We start from the raw sequence: 18,925 nt of genomic DNA on the forward strand, positions 1-18,925 counted from the left end.
ACCACAACAACTGTCAAATAAATGGCCCCAGCACGGCGGCTAAAACGCGGTGAACGGCAGGGCCACAAAACGCATACGCCTAAACCGCACATTCCTCGCGTTCGGCATTAAGACGTGCCTTAACGGCATCGGCGGCGATGTGATACGAGAAGCCCTTGCCCATCAAAAACCGAACCAGTTTTTCGAATCCGCGCGTCTCTGGAACACGCCGCTTGGCGAGCAGGGCTGACGCACGCGCCAAATCGTCTTCGACGGCAAAATAATCCTCGGGATAACCGGGAATGTCATCGAGCACGACATGACGGCGCTTGAGCTCGGTCTCGATTTTACGCTGTCCCCAACCGCGCCGCTTGCGTTCCTCGATAAAGTACGAGCAAAAGCGGTTCTCGTCTAAAAAGCGATACTCGGTGGCGCGCTCGACGGCGAAATCGATCGCGGACTGGTGAAAGCCGTAGCGAGCCAGCTTGTCACGGACCTCACCCGTCGCATGGTCGCGTCGCGATAGCATCTCGGTCACCATGGTAAGTGCACATTTACGCTCGATGAGCTGCACCGCTTCACGAAAGTTATCCCAATCACAGGGAAGATCGGGGCGATTTTTGACATACAGGCGCGCGACCCGCACGGGAATCCAAATGGACCGCTCAAAACCGCCCTCAAGCTCACAATCGATATGTGCGCAAGGCTTTTTGGACGCATACCCGCTCGAGAACGAGGAGGCCGCCTTCTTATCGGGAAAGACGACCGTGGCCTCGGTCACCGTATACGACATGAGCGTAACCGCTACTCGTCGTCATCATCGAGCATGGCGGAACCATCGATGGCGTAAAGCTCGTCAAACTCCTCAGGCGCAGGCTGATCGGTCAGCTCGACCTCGGACGGAGCATCGTCATCAAACTCAAGCCCGCAGGCAAGGCGGACCTTATGCTCAATCTCGTCGGCACAATCGGGGTGTTCGCGCAGGAACGCCTTGGCGGCCTCGCGACCGTTGCCGAGCTTGTCTTCGCCATAGGCAAACCAGGAGCCCATCTTCTTGCAAATGCCGCACTCGACAGCCATGTCCAGAATCGAGCCCTCCTTAGAGATGCCCGTACCGTACATGATGTCGAACTCAGCAGAACGGAACGGAGCTGCCACCTTGTTCTTAACGACCTTGGCACGCACGCGGTTACCGATAACCTCATCCTTAAGCTTAATGCTGTCGATGCGGCGAATGTCGATACGCACCGAAGAGAAGAACTTAAGGGCGCGGCCGCCCGTCGTGGTCTCAGGGTTGCCGAACATGACGCCGATCTTCTCTCGCAGCTGGTTAATGAAGATGCATGTCGTGTTGGACTTGGACAGCGAGCCGGCGAGCTTGCGGAGCGCCTGACTCATCAGACGAGCTTGCAAACCGACCGTGGTATCGCCGATCTCTCCCTCGATCTCGGCACGCGGGGTCAGCGCGGCGACGGAGTCGACGACGATGGCATCGATGGCGCCGGAACGCACGAGCATGTCAACAATCTCGAGCGCCTGCTCACCCGTATCAGGCTGGGAAATCAGTACCTCGTCGATATCCACGCCAATACGGGCGGCATACGTGGGATCGAGCGCGTGCTCGGCATCGATAAATGCCACCACGCCACCCATTGCCTGGGCCTCGGCCAGGATCTCGAGCGAAAGCGTCGTCTTACCGGAGGACTCAGGACCGTAAATCTCGACGATACGGCCGCGCGGCACACCGCCGATACCCAGAGCGGCATCGAGTGCCAGAGCGCCCGTGGGGATGGCCTCGACCTCAAGCTCGGGGCCGCCGTCACCATACCTCATGATGGAGCCTTGACCGAACTTCTTCTCGATCTCGGCCTTGGTGGTGGCGATCATCTCATCGCGCTCTTTACCCGTCGTGGGTGCATGAACGGTACGTACGGGACCTGAATTCTTGGCCATGAATAGCCCTCCTCTTAACAACCTGTATCGATAATAAACGAACGGCTGTTCGTGGTCAACCGTTCAGGCCAATCATATGCAGGCAGTCTTTCCAAAACCCAACCAAACGCCGACCAAACACTGACCAAATGCTTGACCACAAAGGGCCGAATAAGAACAAGGAAGGCAAGAATACACCCATAACCAGCGCAAACGCTAAATTCGTCAGAGGTCCCTATCTCCACAATTAAGGGGCCCTAAGGCCCCTTAAAACACGTCTATTCCATAGAGTTGAGTACAAGGGCAATGCGTCCCAATGCCTCCGCGACCGCATGGGCACGAACACACGAACGGTCGCCCTCATAATGGCAGCGCACAGAGTCCACGACCGGCACTTCCCCATCAGCCGCGCGATACGCCCAGCCAATATAGAAAGTGCCAGCCGGATCGTCCTCAGTGCCGCCGCCGGGGCCGGCATAACCCGTTGCGCTCACTGAAATATCGCTCTGATACAGCTCCAGCGAACCCGCCGCCATCTCGCGCGCGGTCTGATGCGACACCGCGGTATAGCAGTCGAGCGTCTCCTGCTCAACACCCAAAACGCGATGCTTGATCTCATCGCAGTAGGTCACCGCACCGCCACGCAGCACCGCCGAGGCGCCCGGGATATCGGCAATCGTCGAGGCGATCATACCTGCTGTCAGCGACTCAGCCGTCGAAACCGTCACGCCCCGGGCGCTCGCGCGCTCGACAATATCGCGCGCCAGCTCCTCGTTATGTGCGGAAATCTGCTCAAAAGAGTCCGTCATACCCACCAGGACCTAGACCGAAAAGACGATCTTGCGGCAGTTCCAGAAGTACTGGGCGCCCGAGATAACGGTCAGGACAACGGCAACGGCGTACAGGAAGCGCGACACCGAGTAGATGCCGAGCGTCAGCGACAGCGGACCAAGGTGCAAACCGGCCATCGCAAAGACGCACAGGTAACCGCAGATGGAGACCATGGTGGTCGCCGTCTTGTACTTGCCAAGCTTATCGGCGGCAACGACCACGCCGGCGGCACTCGCAACCATGCGCAGGGCGCTTACCAACAGCTCGCGGAACAAGATGATGAACACGGACCAAACCGACACGGCGCCAAAGTCCAAGAACAGCAGCAAGGCCGAGAACACAAGTAGCTTGTCGGCGATGGGGTCCAAGAATTTACCGAAGTCGGTAATCTCATTGCGCGAACGCGCCAGATAACCGTCGACCTTATCGGTGCACGACAGGATCACATACAGAATGAAGGCAGCGGCGGCGAGCGGGCCGTCGAAGGTGCTCCAATCTGTACCGGCAACACTCGTGTGAGAAAGCGCCGACACGATCATGAACACCGGGATAAAGACGATGCGAACGCACGTCACGATGTTGGCGGGCGTCCAAACACTCGTCAGTTCCTTATTGCTCTCGTTTGCCACGATGCTCTCCTACTCCACAACATGGCCGATAAGCTCATAGCAGAAGCTATCGGTAAACTCGACCGTCAGAATATCGCCCACGGACGCCTCGCTGGCGTCCAAGTGCACCGCGCCATCGGAATCGGGCGCCTGGAACCAAGCATGGCCGATCAGCTCGGCGCCGTCCTCGGTCTCCTCGATGCCGTCGACAATCACCTGGGCGCGCTCGCCCACATGTGCGGCGGTGGCGGCAAAACCGAGCGACTCGGCCAGGTCCATGGCCTCCTGGGCGCGCTCGAGCTTGACCTCCTCATCGACCTGACCCTCCATCTTGGCGGCCAGGCTGCCCTCCTCCTGCGAGTAGGCAAAGACGCTCGTGTAGTCAAAGCCGACGGTGTCCATAAAGTCGATAAGGTCGCGGAACTCGTCGTCGGTCTCGGTCGGGAAGCCGACCATGGCCGTGGAACGGATCACGATGCCGGGGATACGCTCACGCAGATCGCGGAACAGGTCCTCGAGCTCCTGGCGCGAACCAGAACGGCGCATAGCCTTGAGGATGCGCGCGTCGCAGTGCTGCACGGGGATATCGATATAAGGCAGCACCTCGGGCGTATCGCGAATCGTATCGATAAGCTCGTCGGTCATGCCCTCGGGCTGCAGATAGAGCACGCGGACCCAGACGTTGTGCGGGCGCACGGCCTCGGCGACGGCATGCAGCAGCTGCGCCAGATTGCGCGGCGAGTCATCGGTGACGTCTTCGTCGGCAAAGTCGGTGCCCCAAATACCCGTGTCCTGGCCAATCAGCACGATCTCGCGCACACCGCCGGCAACCAGGTCGCGTACCTCGGAGATAATGCTCTCGGCATTGCGCGAATGATAGCGACCGCGAATATAGGGGATCATGCAGAAGCTGCAGAAGCGGTTGCAGCCATCGGAAATCTTGACGTAAGCAACGGCGCCCTCGACGGTGCGCTTGACCTGCGGAATATAGGCGGCAATCTCGCGCTCGACGCCCAGCACGCCATCGATGACCGCCACGATGCCGTCCTCCTCGTCGGCCTTCACAAAGGCAGCGACCTCGGGCAGCTCGTCAGGCAGGTCGTCGCCATAGCGCGACGGCACACAGCCGCACATGACGATGGGACAAGAACGAACGCCGTCCTGAACCTCGTTGGCGAGCTCGAGCGTGGTCTCGATGCTCTCGGACGTTGCGGAGGCGAGGAACGAGCATGTATTGACGATGGCGATATCGGCATCCTGTGGGTCAAATGCCTCCTCGTAGCCCGCGGCGGTCAAAAGAGAACGCATGCGGTCGGTGTCAACCTCGTTCTTAGCGCACCCGAGGGTGATGTAGAGCACGGAGCCCAACGGTGTATCCATGTTGGAGAGCAGTCCTTTCGAATGATATTAGCGGTAGTTGGTGAACTGCAGCGGCTGGCCGTAGTCCTGGTCGCGCAGGAACTGGATCACGGTCTGCAACGCGTCCTTCGAAGCAGAGGAAACACGCAGCTTCTCGGCCTCGATAGTCACCTTGACCTTGAGCTTTTGGTCCTTGATGTCCTTGTTGATCTTCTTGGCGGTCGCCTGGTCGATACCCTCGACGATATGGCCGAGCACGCGCACGGTGCCGCCCGATGCCGCCTGCGGAGCATCCCACGAGACAGCCTTGAGGTCGATGCCGCGCTTGATGAGCTTGGAGCTCAGCACGTCGATAATCTGCTTGGAGACAAAGTCGGCCGGGGCGTTGATCGTAAAGAGCTTGTCGCCCTTCGAAAGCTCGATCGTGGCGCCGGAATCCTTCAGGTCATAGCGCTGGGAAATCTCGCGCGTGGTTTGCTGGAAGGCATTGTCGACCTCTTGCATGTTGACCTCGGACACGACGTCGAAGCTGGAATCTTTAGCCATGATGTTTCCTTTCGCGTACGAGCGGCTTAGTAGCTATCGTACGAATAGTCGGTAGAATCGGTGGGCGTCTGGCCGTCAGTTGCGGTATCGGCGCCATCCGTGGACTGGGCATCGGGGCCGTCGGTGGTGTCGGCACCATCGGTGGTGTCGGTACCATCAGAACTTTCACCATTCTCGGAACCAGTCGTCTCCTTCTTGGGAACGGTGATCGTCACACGCGCCACGCCCGAGGTCTTGGTATCGTAACGGACCTTTTCGCCGTTCTTGGTAACGGTGACATCGGAAGGCTTGGACGTGGTGATCTCGATCGAGGACTCAGGCGTGTACTCCTGCTCAAAGGGGCCAGTCGCCTGGGCGCCATAAACCGACTTGCCATCGACCTTGACCTCAATCCAGGCGGTCTTTCCCTTGGCAACGGAGACCTTGACCTTCGTTACCTCGTTTTCTTCCTTTTTAGCCGTCGTCTTGGTGGCGTCCGAATCGGTCGACTCATCCGTCGCCTCATCGGTGTCTTCGTCCTCGTCGACCGTTTCGGTCTTCTTAGAAGACTTCTTGGGCGTCGTCTTGGTAGCAGTGGGCGTCTCGGGCGTGGTCTCGGGCGTCGAAGATGCGCAGCCGCGCAGAAGTACCACGATGAGCACGATCAGCAGCAACGCCACGGCACCGATGCCGGCGTAGACGATACGCGGATCGAGACCGTTGTTTTGAGGAGTACGGGAACCGCCGCGTCCACGACTGGAACTGCTGCGGCCGCCTCCCTGAGGCATACGACCACGATTGCTGTCGGAACGGCCGCGATAGCCACCCTGGCCCTGAAGGCTGCGCTGACCAGAGCGGGGCGCAAGTTCACCGCGGCCTTGATAGCCACGCTGGCCCGCACGCGGAGCCGAAGAGCGCTGGCCATACGGCTGTGATTGAGAGCGAAGACGCGGCGTCACCTGCGTGGTATCGGCATCCGCATAGCCACCGCGAGAGCGTCCGGTGGAGACACCACGGTGACCGCGATCAGAATAGCCGCCGTCGCCGTAGCCGGCACGAGGGTCACGCGCCACGCCGCGGGCAGCGGGAAGTGCACGGTCCTCGGGCATCGGCGTACTGCGGAACCGGTCACGCTGTGAGCGAATCTCCTCGCCCGAACCCGTCTCGGTAATATAACCGGCCTGCTGAGGACGCTGTCCATAGCGGGTCGAACGACCGCCCTGAACCATCAGGAAGCGCCCGTTATCGACCGAGGAACGCGAATTGACGTAGCCGGCGGCGTCCTGAAAACGACCGCCCTGCTGCGACGTCTCGCGTTCGTATGCCATCAGGTCGTCAAAGTAGGCATTGACGACCTCGCGCGGATTGAGGCCCAAAAAGCGAGCATAGCTCGAAATCATGCCCTGCGCATAGCCGCGCGGCGGCATCGAAGCAAAGTTACCGGTCTCGAAAAACTCGATGATCTGCGGCCTGATTTTGATGGTGTTGGCGACCTGCTGAATGGAAAGGCCCATTCGGCGACGCTGCTCGAGCAGCATGTCACCAAAGCGTGCAGCCATCAGAATCCTCCAAACTCACGATCTTCACGTGCCATCTCGGCGTCGACAGATTCCAGCGCGGCAAGCCCCTCCTCGTCCAACAGGACCTTGCGCGGCTTGGAACCGTCGGGCGGTCCGACGACACCCTTTTCTTCCAGCATGTCCATAATACGCCCGGCACGCGCATAGCCAACCTTCAGACGACGTTGCAGGCCAGATGTGGAGCCAAGCTGCGATTCCACCACAATATGGGCGGCTTCCCAGATGAGCGGATCATCGTCTTGCGGCTCGGCGACGCCGGTGCGGACAATGCCGCCGCCACCCGCCATGGACATTGAAGCGGGCGCCACGGCAGACAGGATCTCCTCGTGGTAGTCGGGCTCGCTCTGCGACTTGACGAACTCGACAATCTCGTTGATTTCGTCATCCGAGACAAAGCAGCCCTGGATACGGCGGGGCTTGCCCCAGTCGACCTTGGAGAACAGCATGTCGCCCAAACCGGTGAGCTTTTCGGCACCCATCTGGTCGATGATGACGCGCGAGTCGATGCCCGTGGCGACGTTAAAGGCGATGCGGTTGGTGATGTTGGCCTTGATGAGGCCCGTCACCACGTTGGAGCTGGGGCGCTGCGTGGCAACGATAAGATGAATACCGGCGGCACGGCCCAGCTGGGCGATACGCACGATCGAGGCCTCGACATCCTTACCGGCGACCATCATCAGGTCAGAGAGCTCGTCAATGATAATGACAAGGTAGGGCATCTTTTGCGGCGGATTGTCGTAATGCTCAAACTCGCCAGCAGCCTGCTTTTCGTTGTAGGTCGAGATCTTACGCACGTTGAGACGCTCGAAGACCTTCAGGCGACGCTCCATCTCGGACACAGCCCATTGCAGAGCGCTCGCGGCCTGCTTGGGCTCGGTCACCACGGGCACATAGAGATGCGGCAGACCGTTATAGCCCGCAAGCTCGACGCGCTTGGGGTCGACCATGATCAGGCGAACGTCCTCGGGAAGGGCGCGCATGAGCAAGGTCGTGATGATGGAATTGATCATCACCGACTTACCAGAACCGGTCGTACCGGCGATCAACAGGTGAGGCATCTTGGCGAGGTCGGCGACGACCGGCGTGCCCTCGGCGTCGCGGCCGATGGCAAGCTCGAGCGGACCGCCCTTCACATAGGGCAGCACGTCGCCCAGATTGACGTTCTGGCGCTTGCGGTTGGGAATCTCGATGCCCACGAGCGAGGTGCCGGGGATCGGGGCAAAGATACGAACCGACTGGGCGGCGAGCGAAAGCGCAATATCGTCCTCGAGGCTCGAAATCTTGCTCACGCGCTCGCCCTCGCCAGGTTGCAGCTTAAAGGTCGTCACCGTGGGGCCGGCGATCCAGCCGACCACGCGGGCACTGCGGCCAAACTCAAGCAAGGTGGATTGCAGTGACTCAGCGGTCTGCTCCAGCTCCTTATCCGAAGACGCGGCAGAAGCCGACTGCGGGTTGGCATGTAGGATTTCGAGCGGCGGAAGCTTGAGGCCGTCCTCTTCTTCGCCCTCGTTATCTGCGGCGCCGCCGTCCGCTCCCCCATCACGAGCCGCAGCCGATTCGACAGCACTCGTGGCAGGCGCATCGGCAACCTTGGGATGCTTTAAGAAGTCGGGAATCTGAGGTGCGGCCGAAACAGGGTTCACGGCAAACGGCGGCTCGGACTCGTCAACCTTGTCCGGATCGTCCTCCATCGAAAGCTGTCCAGTGACCTGGCCGCGCTTGGCGTGGCGACGCGGCAGCAAGGTTGTCTTGGCGGTCTCGAGCGGAGCCTCGTCGTCCTCGTCGTCACCCTCGGTGAGCTCAATCTCGCTATCGGACCAAGACGGGTCGGGCTCGCTTGTGTTGAGCTTGGGCGCAGCCTTGCCCTTCTTGGCATGGCGGCGCGGCAGCAGCGTGGTCTTGGCGCGCTCGGCTTCAACCGACTCGGATACGTCGACAAATGGGTCATCGTCCTCGTCGTCATCCAAAACCGGGTCGACATCGCCACCCATGACCGTGGTCACCGCGGCGTCAGTCCCCTTCTGGCGCAGAATGCTAAGGTGCGGACGGGCGACGCCGGGAACCGACAGGGCCTCTTCATCGCCCCACGGGCTCGCATTGACATCGGCACGTCGACGCTCGGCAAAATCGGCAGCGCGATCGCGTGCGGAGCGCAAAACGCCACCCACCGAAAAGCCGATAATGACCAAACCAACGACGACAAGCCCCAGCAAGACAACCATGGCGATAGGTTTACCCAGGGCGTTTTGCAAGGCACTTGCGATAAAGGCGCCAATGTAGCCGCCCGACACGGAAAGGTTCTGCGGCGTAAACATAAGGTCGCACGAATCGCTCGTGCCCGGCACCATCAGCGAAAGAATGGAGACGACGGCGATAAAGACCAAGGCGCCGCCCGCAACAGAGCGCACGTTGAGCGGCGAGTCCTCACCCAAAAAGAGCGTGGCGGCAAACAGCAAGATGACGATCGGCAGCACGTAGGCGCCCAGACCAAAGCCCAGGTGGTAGAAACCGGCAACCGCAGCCGTCACGGGCGCTGTTGCCGGAGAGATCACGGCAATGAAGGACGCGATCGCCAAAACGGCGATGACCACACCGGCGATATCGCGATTGGCCGAAGGCTCGACCAAGGGCTCAAACTCATCAAACTCGGACTCGTGGCCCTTATTGGCACGCAGATGGGAACCGGCACCCTTAGCAGATGCCGGTTGGTTGTTGGCCTTATTGACTTTGGCGTTTTGTGCAGATCCGCGCGCCAAACTAAACCTCCATGACGACCGGGATGATCATCGGACGGGTGCGCGTACGGCTCCAGATAAAGTTAGAGAGCGAATCGCGCACGGCCTTGCGAATGGCATCGGAACCGCTGCTGGTAAAGCTAAACTTACCCTTCTCGATCGTCTTCATAATGGACGCGGAAGCATCCTCGGAGAACTGGTCGTCGATGGCAAACGAGACGCCGCGGCCCGAGAACTCGATGGCCTCGATCTTCTTGTGTTTGAGGGAGACGATGGCAACGGCCGTGACCATACCGTCGTTGGCGAGCTTCTGGCGATCGCGCAGGACGATGGGGTCGGTATCGCCGATACGCAGGCCGTCGACGTAAACGACACCGGACTCGACGGGCGTACCGCGCTTGACGATACCACCGCGCATCTCGAGCGTGTCGCCGTTATCGAGGATAAAGATATGATCGTCCTTGATGCCCATCTTGCGGGCCAGCTGGGCATGGGCGCGCAGATGCACGGCCTCACCGTGAACCGGCATAAAGTACGTGGGCTTGGCCATGGCCATCAGGAGCTTGAGCTCCTCCTGGCTGCCGTGGCCCGAGACGTGGACAAGAGCACGGTTCTTATCCCACACGTCGCAGCCGAGCTTGGCCAAGCTGTTGACGACCTGCTGAACGGCTTTCTCGTTGCCGGGAACGGGAGTTGCCGAGAGGATGACGGTATCGCCCTCGTGGATAGAGAGCGTCTTGTGCTCGCCATTGGCCATGCGGGACAGGGCCGACAGCGGCTCGCCCTGAGAACCGGTGCACATGACGACGATCTTGTCGTCGGGCAGGTTATCGATATCGAAGGCATCGATGATATCGGCATCGTCGATGTTGAGGTAGCCCAGCTCGCGCGCGACGCGGGTGTTGGTGAGCATGGAGCGACCGGTCACAACGACCTTACGGCCGCACTTGCGGGCGGCATCGCAGATCTGCTGCAAACGATGGATATGGCTCGAGAACGAAGCGACGAACACGCGACCCGGGGCGTTCTTGATGGCATGCAGTAGGTTGGGACCAACCTCGGCCTCGGACTTGGTAAAGCCGGGAACCGTGGCATTGGTGGAGTCGGACAGCAACAGGTCGATGCCCTGCTTGGCAAAGCGGCTGATAGCGGCATAGTCGGGCGTGACACCATCGATGGGCGTCTGGTCGAGCTTAAAGTCGCCAGTGTGCATAACGGTGCCCTGATTGGTGCGAATGAACACGCCCAGAGCGCCGGGGATGGAGTGCGTCATCGAGAAGAAGTCGAGCGAGATGCCGCCGAGGTTGACATGGCTGCCGCCCTTAACCTCGCGGAACTTGGGTGCGCGGATGCGGAACTCAGAAAGCTTGCCTTCGATAAAGCCAAGCGTCAGCTTGCTCGAGAAGATGGGCACCTTGTTGTTGAGGTCCTGCAGCAGATACGGAAGCGAACCGGTGTGGTCCTCGTGGCCGTGGGTGACGACGATACCGCGGAGCTTCTCCTCGTTCTCCAGAACATAGGTGTAGTCGGGAAGCACCAGGTCAATACCGGGCTGGGAATCGTCGGGGAACATGAGGCCAGCGTCAACGAGCACCATGTCGTCGCCGCATTCGAAGACCGTCATGTTCTTGCCGATGCCGTCAAGGCCGCCGAGCGGAATGATCTTCAAGGGAGATGATTTTTTAGCTGCCATAGGTTAGTGTGGTTTCCTTTCTTCGAAACGGGTCTGGAACAACCGACGGGGCGCTTCTGGCAAACCGACCGCCGGGAACGTACAAACATGCATCGCAGAGTCGATGCAATAACCACAGTATGATACCCATTTGCACAACAACAGACCACCCATGCATCAAAGCCCCATCTGAACTGGTCCATCCCGCCGGTCTGGGGCCATCGGGGGCCGGGCCGGGTTAAGTTTGCTGCTCTACAGTCCTGCGCAAGACGGAAAGCACATTAAGTGCTTTCCTTTGCGTGCGGAACTCGCGACAAACTTAACCCCCGCCCCCAGCCCCGGAGACCCTCCCTGCCGTCACATTGTTCAACCAGTTTTTCGGGCGTGCGCCGCTGCGCGGCTAGCCCGCATGCTCCTCGGCGGGGTTGGTCTGATTGTTCTGGTTGGACTTCTTACTTTGGCTCAAAGAAAAACGGGAGATGCGTTGTGCATCCCCCGTTTTTGTTGCGGTTAGTCCAAGTCAATAAACTTGGTGCTTAGGATCTTGCCGTCTTTAACGAGCATTCTGGCCATGGTGGGGCCTCGGGTGCCTCTGGGGTAGCTGGCGCTGCCCGGGTTGAGGACTAAGCAGCGGCCCACTTGGGCTTCTTTGGTTACGTGGGTGTGGCCGTTGATGGCTACGTCTACGGATCCCACCGGAAGGTCTTCGCGGTAGTGGGCTACGGCGAATTTGAGACCTTCGTAGGTAAAGAGCGCAAGACGGTCTACATCGGGGCCGTAGTCGCGGTAGTAATCGTTGTTGCCCAATACGGCCCGCACGGGGGCGATGGTGCACAGGTGCTCGTAGTCCATCTCTGACGTGAGGTCGCCGGCGTGGATGATCAGGTCTGCGCCCTCAAGCTCATCCAAGAGCGCAGGCGATAAATAGCCGTGGGTGTCCGAGATGATGTCGATGCGCTTGGCGCTTGCACTGTTCATGGGATCCCTTCCGCAAAAAACGATTCGGCAGATACATACAAAAAAGGCCCCACGGCTCCGCAGACGATGGGTCTACAGGGCTGCGGGGCCAGTGTGCTAGAGACTCAGGGCCTTCTTGAGCGGCACGACGCGGCGGCGCGAAACCGGCACGCGTTCGTCGACGCCCGTAATGCCCAGTTGGATGGCGCCCGAGGGCACCGTCTCAACGTCCGTGACGCACGCTAGGTTGACGATATAGCGGCGGTGAACACGGAAGAAGCCAAAGTCGCAGAGCTTGGCCTCAAACTGCGCCAGCGAGGTCGTCGACAAAAAGCGATCATCGACGGTATAGATGCAGGAGTAATCGTCCTTTGCCATGATAAAGCGGATGTCATCCACGGGAATGAGCACCTTGCGGCCGCCCTTTTCCACCGGGATACGCTCGATGGTCACCTTGCTGTCCGTAACCGGCTTGGCGCGTTGCATGACCTTCTCGATCGCGCGATCCAAGCGAGCTTCCTCGACCGGCTTCATCAGATAATCGACAGCATCCACGTCGAATGCCTCGACCGCATGGTCGCTATACGCAGTCACAAACACGATCGCCGGCGGATTTTTGAGCTTATGCAGCGCCTCGGCAAGTTGCAGGCCCGAGGCACCGGGCATCGAGATATCGAGAAACACGACATCCACGCGACTTTCCATAAGCATCTCGATGGCGGAGCGGACGCTCGACGCCTCCGTGATCGTGCCGATCTTGCCCGTTTGCTCGAGCAGGAAGCGAAGCTCCGAGCGAGCCGGCGCCTCATCATCCACAATCATCGCACGCAGCATAGGGATAAAACCTTTCGTCAACTAACTACGCCGGGCGTCCGTCGCATGACGTTGAGCCCGTAGCTTTTTATTTTACTCTTGAATGTCAAAGATGCTCTCTGACAAATCAAGATGAAGAAGCACTTTGGTGCCCTTGCCCGGCGCCGATTCGACACGCGTATAGGAGTGCGGCCCAAAAAAGCGATGGATGCGCTCCGAAATATTGTGCATGGCCACACCGGCGCCGCCACCCTGGGGAGAGCTGGCGTCGGGACGGGCAGAGCGCTCGTCAAACAGTCTGGCGGCGGTACCCTCATCCATGCCCACGCCATTATCGGCCACGGCAATCAAGATTGCATCCTCGCCGTCTTGGTGAACGGTCACGTCGATCCTCAGGGCGTCGTCATCGCCCATACCATGACGCACGGCGTTCTCGACAATCGGCTGGATCACGAACGCCGGCACCAGCGTATCTTCCACGTCCTCGGACACATCGAACGTCGCAAGCACGCGGTCCTCGCCAAAGCGGGCCTTCTCAAAGGTAAGGTAGCGCTTGGTCTGTGCGACCTCGCGCGAGACCGGAATAAGCGATCCCGAGTTGTCGAGCGTGGCACGATAGAACGATGAGAACTCACGAAGCAGTTCGCGGGCCCGCAGCGGGTCGGTGCGTGTAAACGATGCAATGGTGTTCAGCGTGTTGAACAGGAAGTGCGGGTTAATCTGCGCCTGCAGCGCACGCACCTCGGCGCGCGCCGTGAGTTCCTTTTGCACCTCGAGCTCGTGGATGGCGAGCTGCGTGGACAAGATCTCGGCAAAGCCCGAGGCAAGCGCATACTGGGTACGGTCGACGGCGCGCGGGGTCTTGTAGTAGAACTTGAGCGTGCCGACGGTACGATCGCCCACCTTGATGGGGGCGATAATGCCGGCGGGAACTTGGTTGTGCGAGCCGTCCGAGCCCACGACATCCACCATACGGTTGAACGACTGCACGATGCCATGTTCGATAACGTAGCGTGTGGCAAGCGTGTGGATGGGAGTATCGGGCAGCAGTTTTTCCTCAAACTCGCCCGCGCAGGCAAGCACGTTGTCCTCGTCGGTGATGGCCACCGTCATGGCGCGCGTCTCGGGCAAAATGCGCCGGCACACCAAACGCGCCGACTCCTGCGTCAGACCGCCCTTAATGTCCTCGAGCATGGCCGAGGCCACCGAGAGCGTCTCCTCGGTGTACTGGGAGCGCACCGAATCGGGATTGAGCGTCAAAAAGATAAAGATGCACAGAAAGATGCACAGCAGCGCGCAGGCAATCACCGTGGCGATCGGCTCGATACCGGTCACCAAGGCAAAAATAAAGTACACCAGCACGCAAATGGCGCATGCAACGGCAATGATGCGAAAGATTGATATTGAACTATCGCGCTGGGCGCGGCGGTCGATCATTCGGCCCCCTCCAGGATACTGATCAGTTGTGCGTCACGCCAAAGCCCGTCCATGATCTTGGGCCAAAAGCTCTGGAAACGCAGGTAGCTTGCAGCGTTTTGGCGCGCATAGGCCTTTGCCTCGCCGATACCATGGCGCCAAATGCGCAGGTAGCCCTCATGCTCGCGGGTAAACACGCTGCGGACCATAGCGGTCTTGCGCACGCGGTCGTCGAGCTCGCGCGAAATCCACGGGCCCGGGTAGGGCATGAGCGATGCCGCCGTAACGGGGATGAGCTCCTTTTGATGCGCGGCGAACGTCAACTTGGCCCGTTCGTAGTACCAACGGTATACATCCTGCATAAAGCGCGGTGAGCGCTTTTCGGACTCCGGAGGCAGATGGCGCACGGTCCACTCGTTATCAAACCACACGTCGTAGCCAAACATACGCATGTTAAAGAGGTAATCCAAGTCCTCGCCGCGGGTGATAAACGGGTCAAAGGCCACACGCGTAAAGGCGCGGGCGTGCAGGGCCATCAGGCCGCCGCACACGTAGTTGGAGCGCGAGATGCGGGTGCCCGAGAGCGCCTTTTTCATCCAACGGTTGAACTCGATGCGCTTGGTCCACCAACGATGGCAGATGCCCGCCTTGTCCGTGGGAGCCAGCGGCGAGCCGTCGCGATCGTAGAAATAGCCGCTCTTGACCAAGATCGGCAAGCCCTGACGCGTCTGCTGCCCCAACGCATAGGTCGCGCGCTTCATAAAGTCGGCGTCGATGACAGTCTCATCGTCATCCAAAAAGATAACCGCGTCATGCCCCAGCACAGCGGCACAGGCTAGCCCCATGTTGCGGATGGCACCGTAGCCTCGCAGGCTCACGCACTCGCCCGAACCCTTGGGCGCGATCTGAGCAACCCGGTCTGCGATGCGCGAGGCCTGGGTGTTGGTGACAACGGTGACCTTGAGCGTGGGATGCGCGTCGACAATCTCGTGCACGCGCAGCGACACATCGGCTGTGGCAGAAACAGGACAGACCACCAAAAGGATGATGCGCGGGATGTCGCACACCTGCTCAAGCGAGGCCAGGCAGCGGTCGAGTTCGGGATTGTCGGCGTTGAGTCGCGTCGAGTGATCGTAGGTGCCGGGAGCGTTTGCTTGGGTATCATCGCCCGCCCAATATGTTGGGATCACAACCGTGGCGTTCATACCTTTACCCTCCTTGCAACACAAAAACGGGGCGCCGCCAAACACAGGCGACGCCCCGCGACCTAGCTGATTCCATCATACCCACTTGGGCTAAACATTGCTCGGAAGTCAGAATGATTTATGCGGCTACTTCCAAAAGAGTACTGTAGATAGGCACAATTGCTGTACTGAGCCCGGTTGCCTTACGCCGCCGCCTGAGTCATGCGGGACAGGCGGACCAGCAGCATAAAGCCAACAACCAGCAGCACGCCAATGGAAAGGACGCCCAGCGACGGGTTGCCGGTCAGCGAGGTGACGACCGACACTAGAAAAGTGCCCATGACGCTTGCATAACGACCAAAGATGTCAAAGAAGCCGTAGTACTCGTTGGATTTTTCTTTAGGGATAATGCGGCCAAAGTAGCTACGGCTGAGCGCCTGCACGCCGCCCTGGAACAGGCCGACCATAATGGCAAGCACCCAGAACTCAAAGGCGGTCTTTAGGAAGAACGCGGCGAACAGCACAATGCCCATGTAGGCAGCGACCGCCACCAGAATCATGTTGAGCGTGCCCACGCGTCCGGCGAGCTTGCCGTAGATGATGGCGGACGGAAAGGCCACAAACTGCGTGACGAGCAGCGCCAGCACCAGCTGGGTCGAATCGATACCCAGAGCCGAGCCGTAGCTGGTTGCCATGGAAATGACCGTGTGCACACCGTCGATGTAGAAGAAGAACGCGATCATGTAGACCAGCACGGTCTTGTTGTGGGCGATCTCGCGCATGGTGTGTCCGACCTCGGAGAACACACCGCCCACGATGTGGCCGATGGTGTCCTGGGGACCGCGCTCGCGACCGTACTTTTGCTTATAGGTGCGAATGAGCGGCAGGGTAAAGATGAGCCACCAGGCACCGGTGATGATAAACGACAGACGCGTTGCCAGCATGGTGGGGACGCCAAGAGCGGGGCCACCCATGATAAGCGCCAGGCAGATGATGAACGGTACGGTGGAACCGATGTAACCCCAGGCATAGCCCGAGCTGGACACGGCGTCCATGCGCTCGTCGGTGGTAATGTCGGGCAGCATGGCGTCGTAGAACGTCATAGAAGAGTTAAGGCCGATGGTGCACAGCACGTACACGGTCAAAAATGCCATGGCGGACATTGGGATAGCCTGCGCCAGGCAAAGGACCAGGCCCGTGAGGAAGAAGCCCAAGAAGAACTTGATCTTGTTGCCGGCGTAATCGGCAAGCGCGCCCAGAATGGGCATGAGCATGGCAATGACTAGCGAGGCAATCGTCTGAGCGTTGCCCCAAGCGACCACCAGGTCTGCCGAGGAAGCACCGGTATTGATGGCGTTAAAGTAGATGGGCACCACCGAGGTATTGAGCAGCACGAGGGCCGAGTTGCCCACATCGTACATAACCCAGTTACGCTCGAGCTTGGTGTATTTCATGGACAGGGCCCCTTCGTATTCGCCCGATATGCAGTTAGTTCATCGTACCCCAATTGTCCAGAGGCGCCGGTAAGGATTCGGCAAAGGGGGCACGCACGAGCCCTACTCCTCGCGGTCGAACTCCTCGTCGGCGCCGAGCACGCGACCGCTGTAATTGACGTGGTTGGTCACGGCTTCCATATCGCCGGTCTCGATAAAGCGGGCGACCGTGCACTCGTAATCGACCAGCGCGCGGTCAAAGACCTCGGGGAAACTCTCGGTCGAGACTTCATCAGTAAAGGGGTTCTTCCATGCCAAGTGGCCCAGGTTGCCGGTACGCTCGGGCAGCTCGGTCGTCACGCGGTGCGCAAGGCCGTCGAGCAGCGAATAATCGTGCACCAAGCCCTCGAGCAGGGCAATCGCGCGCGTCTTGGCCGAACCGGCCGGCTCGATAGTACGGTAGAGCAGCTGCATGTCGGCTACGGCGCCGGCGTACTCCCCCGCCGGGATGTCGATACCGTACACGCGCCCGGCGACGTAGCTCATCAGCACGCCGGCAACGCGATTGATGCGGTCGGTAGTGACGATCTCGCCCGCCGGCGGATAATCCTCGACCGTGGCCCCGTCACGTTTAAGCTGCAGCATCAGCACGTCCAGGTCGCTTTCGAGCACGGCGTGAACTTGACTGCCCGAAGCCTCGAGCTCGGGGTCGGACTCAACAATGCCAAACTGCTGCTCGTAGACAAAGGGATGGGCATTGCGGTCGAGCACATAGTGCGACAGCAGGCCCAGCGCAAACGCGCGACCCAGATTGGCATCGCGCGGCTGCAGGTGCGACACGCCATCGCGCAGGCACGAGAACTGGCGCGACATGCGCGAGCGGTGCATGACCTGAGCCAGCAGCGTGCAGTCGGAAACACGCGGTGTCAGAATGTGAAAGAAAAACGGGTCGGGGCCTTGGTTGCCCAAGATAAAGGCAATGCGCTCTTCATCGGACGTGATGACGCCCTGCGGAAGACGGTCGATGCTTTCCTCGCCAAACAGATGATGGGTGATAAGCGCGGGCATAATGATCCTTTCGATTTCATTCGATGCCACCCATTATGCCCACCGCGCGCCCATACCAAACCTGCGATGGTAAACGACGGCACGCAAGCCTCTTACGCAAGCCCCAGGTGCGACTTGACCTCGGCGGCACGACGGCGGGACACCGGCACCGTCGAGCTCACGCGGTCGAGCCTGAGCTCCATCAACCCCGTGGAGCCAATCTCAACATTGTGCACGTCTTCCAAATTGACCAGATAGCTGCGATGGACGCGGATAAAGCCCTCGGAGCCCAAGCGACGTTCGAGCGAAGAGATCGACTCATTAATCAGATATGTTCCCTCGGCGCAGACGGCGTTGCAAAAATCGGCACGCGCCTCAAAGTAGCAGACATCCGCCACGGGGATGAACACCTTTTTACCCCCGCGGTCCACCGTCAGGCGAAGGGGCTGGCGCGGGGTATGGACAGCGCGGCGAACACCCAGGGCGGTTTCGATCTTGTCGAGCGCCTTTGACAGGCGGGCATCCTCGACCGGCTTGACGACATAGTCGACAGCATCGAGGTTATACGCGTCGGCCGCGAACTCTGCAAACGCCGTCACAAACACCACCACCGGCGGCGTCTTTAGGTTTTGCAGGGTCTCGGCTAGCTCAATTCCCGAGCGGCCGGGCATCGTGATATCCAAAAACAGCACGTCGGGCTTGTTCGACAGAATCGACTCCACGGCCTCGGTGACATTGCCCGCCTCGGCAATCTGTCCCACACGTGCATCCTTTTCCAGCAGATAACGTAGCTCAGCCCTAATAGGAGGCTCGTCATCAACCACCAAGATGTTCCATCCCTCGGACATATGCGC

The 18,925-nt window shown here is 59.8% G+C and carries 16 protein-coding genes; all 16 read right to left on the reverse strand.

The genetic code is table 11. The annotated features are described in order from the left end of the window. Window positions 1-79: 79 nt before the first annotated feature. Window positions 80-772, reverse strand: a complete 693-nt coding sequence (locus DWV32_RS07875) for a regulatory protein RecX (RefSeq protein ID WP_117757808.1) — start codon at window positions 770-772, stop codon at window positions 80-82. An 11-nt stretch (window positions 773-783) separates the two neighbouring features. Continuing rightward, window positions 784-1,932 carry a recombinase RecA gene (gene recA, locus DWV32_RS07880; protein WP_117757809.1) on the reverse strand — a complete coding sequence of 383 codons (1,149 nt, stop codon included), beginning with the start codon at window positions 1,930-1,932 and terminating at the stop codon, window positions 784-786. A 257-nt stretch (window positions 1,933-2,189) separates the two neighbouring features. Next, window positions 2,190-2,720, reverse strand: coding sequence for a CinA family protein (locus tag DWV32_RS07885; protein WP_117757810.1), 531 nt, complete (start codon window positions 2,718-2,720; stop codon window positions 2,190-2,192). 12 nt (window positions 2,721-2,732) lie between these two features. Continuing rightward, complete coding sequence (gene pgsA / locus DWV32_RS07890; protein ID WP_233540438.1) at window positions 2,733-3,281, reverse strand: CDP-diacylglycerol--glycerol-3-phosphate 3-phosphatidyltransferase; 549 nt, start codon at window positions 3,279-3,281, stop codon at window positions 2,733-2,735. A gap of 99 nt (window positions 3,282-3,380) precedes the next feature. Continuing rightward, entirely contained in the window at window positions 3,381-4,730 is a 1,350-nt protein-coding gene (rimO, locus tag DWV32_RS07895) for a 30S ribosomal protein S12 methylthiotransferase RimO (protein WP_117757812.1), read from the reverse strand. A 27-nt stretch (window positions 4,731-4,757) separates the two neighbouring features. Further along, window positions 4,758-5,255 (reverse strand): YajQ family cyclic di-GMP-binding protein, encoded by a 498-nt coding sequence (locus DWV32_RS07900; RefSeq protein ID WP_117654798.1) that lies wholly within the window; start codon window positions 5,253-5,255, stop codon window positions 4,758-4,760. A gap of 26 nt (window positions 5,256-5,281) precedes the next feature. Then, entirely contained in the window at window positions 5,282-6,793 is a 1,512-nt protein-coding gene (locus DWV32_RS07905) for a helix-turn-helix transcriptional regulator (RefSeq protein WP_117757813.1), read from the reverse strand. Continuing rightward, window positions 6,793-9,570 carry a DNA translocase FtsK gene (locus DWV32_RS07910; protein ID WP_233540435.1) on the reverse strand — a complete coding sequence of 926 codons (2,778 nt, stop codon included), beginning with the start codon at window positions 9,568-9,570 and terminating at the stop codon, window positions 6,793-6,795. Before DWV32_RS07910 ends, DWV32_RS07905 begins: the two co-directional genes overlap by 1 nt. A gap of 1 nt (window position 9,571) precedes the next feature. Then, window positions 9,572-11,242 (reverse strand): ribonuclease J, encoded by a 1,671-nt coding sequence (locus tag DWV32_RS07915; RefSeq protein WP_006235967.1) that lies wholly within the window; start codon window positions 11,240-11,242, stop codon window positions 9,572-9,574. Between the two features lie 489 nt (window positions 11,243-11,731). Beyond that, window positions 11,732-12,199, reverse strand: coding sequence for a YfcE family phosphodiesterase (locus tag DWV32_RS07920; RefSeq protein ID WP_117584170.1), 468 nt, complete (start codon window positions 12,197-12,199; stop codon window positions 11,732-11,734). Window positions 12,200-12,295: 96 nt separating this feature from the next. After that, window positions 12,296-13,012, reverse strand: a complete 717-nt coding sequence (locus DWV32_RS07925) for a LytTR family DNA-binding domain-containing protein (protein WP_006235156.1) — start codon at window positions 13,010-13,012, stop codon at window positions 12,296-12,298. 72 nt (window positions 13,013-13,084) lie between these two features. Continuing rightward, window positions 13,085-14,428 (reverse strand): histidine kinase, encoded by a 1,344-nt coding sequence (locus tag DWV32_RS07930; protein ID WP_117757814.1) that lies wholly within the window; start codon window positions 14,426-14,428, stop codon window positions 13,085-13,087. Further along, a complete protein-coding gene (locus tag DWV32_RS07935) occupies window positions 14,425-15,612 on the reverse strand; it encodes a glycosyltransferase (protein ID WP_117757815.1) in 1,188 nt (395 codons plus the stop codon). Before DWV32_RS07935 ends, DWV32_RS07930 begins: the two co-directional genes overlap by 4 nt. Window positions 15,613-15,794: 182 nt before the next feature. Next, the gene (locus DWV32_RS07940) at window positions 15,795-17,045 is read right to left on the reverse strand and encodes an MFS transporter (protein ID WP_089573245.1); all 1,251 of its coding nucleotides are present in this window, start codon (window positions 17,043-17,045) and stop codon (window positions 15,795-15,797) included. A gap of 102 nt (window positions 17,046-17,147) precedes the next feature. Then, the gene (locus tag DWV32_RS07945; RefSeq protein WP_089573246.1) at window positions 17,148-18,092 is read right to left on the reverse strand and encodes a zinc dependent phospholipase C family protein; all 945 of its coding nucleotides are present in this window, start codon (window positions 18,090-18,092) and stop codon (window positions 17,148-17,150) included. A 92-nt stretch (window positions 18,093-18,184) separates the two neighbouring features. Beyond that, a complete protein-coding gene (locus DWV32_RS07950) occupies window positions 18,185-18,919 on the reverse strand; it encodes a LytTR family DNA-binding domain-containing protein (protein WP_117757816.1) in 735 nt (244 codons plus the stop codon). Window positions 18,920-18,925: the final 6 nt, after the last annotated feature.

Origin of the sequence: Collinsella sp. AF04-24 (assembly GCF_003465685.1) — a bacterium.
GTDB lineage: Bacteria > Actinomycetota > Coriobacteriia > Coriobacteriales > Coriobacteriaceae > Collinsella > Collinsella aerofaciens_AP.

Bases quoted from the DNA above. Each gene is read 5' to 3' on its own strand.
- recA (WP_117757809.1), bottom strand. From the start codon at position 1,932: ATGGCCAAGAATTCAGGTCCCGTACGTACCGTTCATGCACCCACGACG.
- DWV32_RS07940 (WP_089573245.1), bottom strand. From the start codon at position 17,045: ATGAAATACACCAAGCTCGAGCGTAACTGGGTTATGTACGATGTGGGC.
- DWV32_RS07885 (WP_117757810.1), bottom strand. From the start codon at position 2,720: ATGACGGACTCTTTTGAGCAGATTTCCGCACATAACGAGGAGCTGGCG.
- DWV32_RS07930 (WP_117757814.1), bottom strand. From the start codon at position 14,428: ATGATCGACCGCCGCGCCCAGCGCGATAGTTCAATATCAATCTTTCGC.
- DWV32_RS07935 (WP_117757815.1), bottom strand. From the start codon at position 15,612: ATGAACGCCACGGTTGTGATCCCAACATATTGGGCGGGCGATGATACC.
- rimO (WP_117757812.1), bottom strand. From the start codon at position 4,730: ATGGATACACCGTTGGGCTCCGTGCTCTACATCACCCTCGGGTGCGCT.
- DWV32_RS07925 (WP_006235156.1), bottom strand. From the start codon at position 13,012: ATGCTGCGTGCGATGATTGTGGATGATGAGGCGCCGGCTCGCTCGGAG.
- DWV32_RS07905 (WP_117757813.1), bottom strand. From the start codon at position 6,793: ATGGCTGCACGCTTTGGTGACATGCTGCTCGAGCAGCGTCGCCGAATG.
- pgsA (WP_233540438.1), bottom strand. From the start codon at position 3,281: ATGATCGTGTCGGCGCTTTCTCACACGAGTGTTGCCGGTACAGATTGG.
- DWV32_RS07920 (WP_117584170.1), bottom strand. From the start codon at position 12,199: ATGAACAGTGCAAGCGCCAAGCGCATCGACATCATCTCGGACACCCAC.
- DWV32_RS07875 (WP_117757808.1), bottom strand. From the start codon at position 772: ATGTCGTATACGGTGACCGAGGCCACGGTCGTCTTTCCCGATAAGAAG.
- DWV32_RS07945 (WP_089573246.1), bottom strand. From the start codon at position 18,092: ATGCCCGCGCTTATCACCCATCATCTGTTTGGCGAGGAAAGCATCGAC.
- DWV32_RS07950 (WP_117757816.1), bottom strand. From the start codon at position 18,919: ATGTCCGAGGGATGGAACATCTTGGTGGTTGATGACGAGCCTCCTATT.
- DWV32_RS07900 (WP_117654798.1), bottom strand. From the start codon at position 5,255: ATGGCTAAAGATTCCAGCTTCGACGTCGTGTCCGAGGTCAACATGCAA.
- DWV32_RS07915 (WP_006235967.1), bottom strand. From the start codon at position 11,242: ATGGCAGCTAAAAAATCATCTCCCTTGAAGATCATTCCGCTCGGCGGC.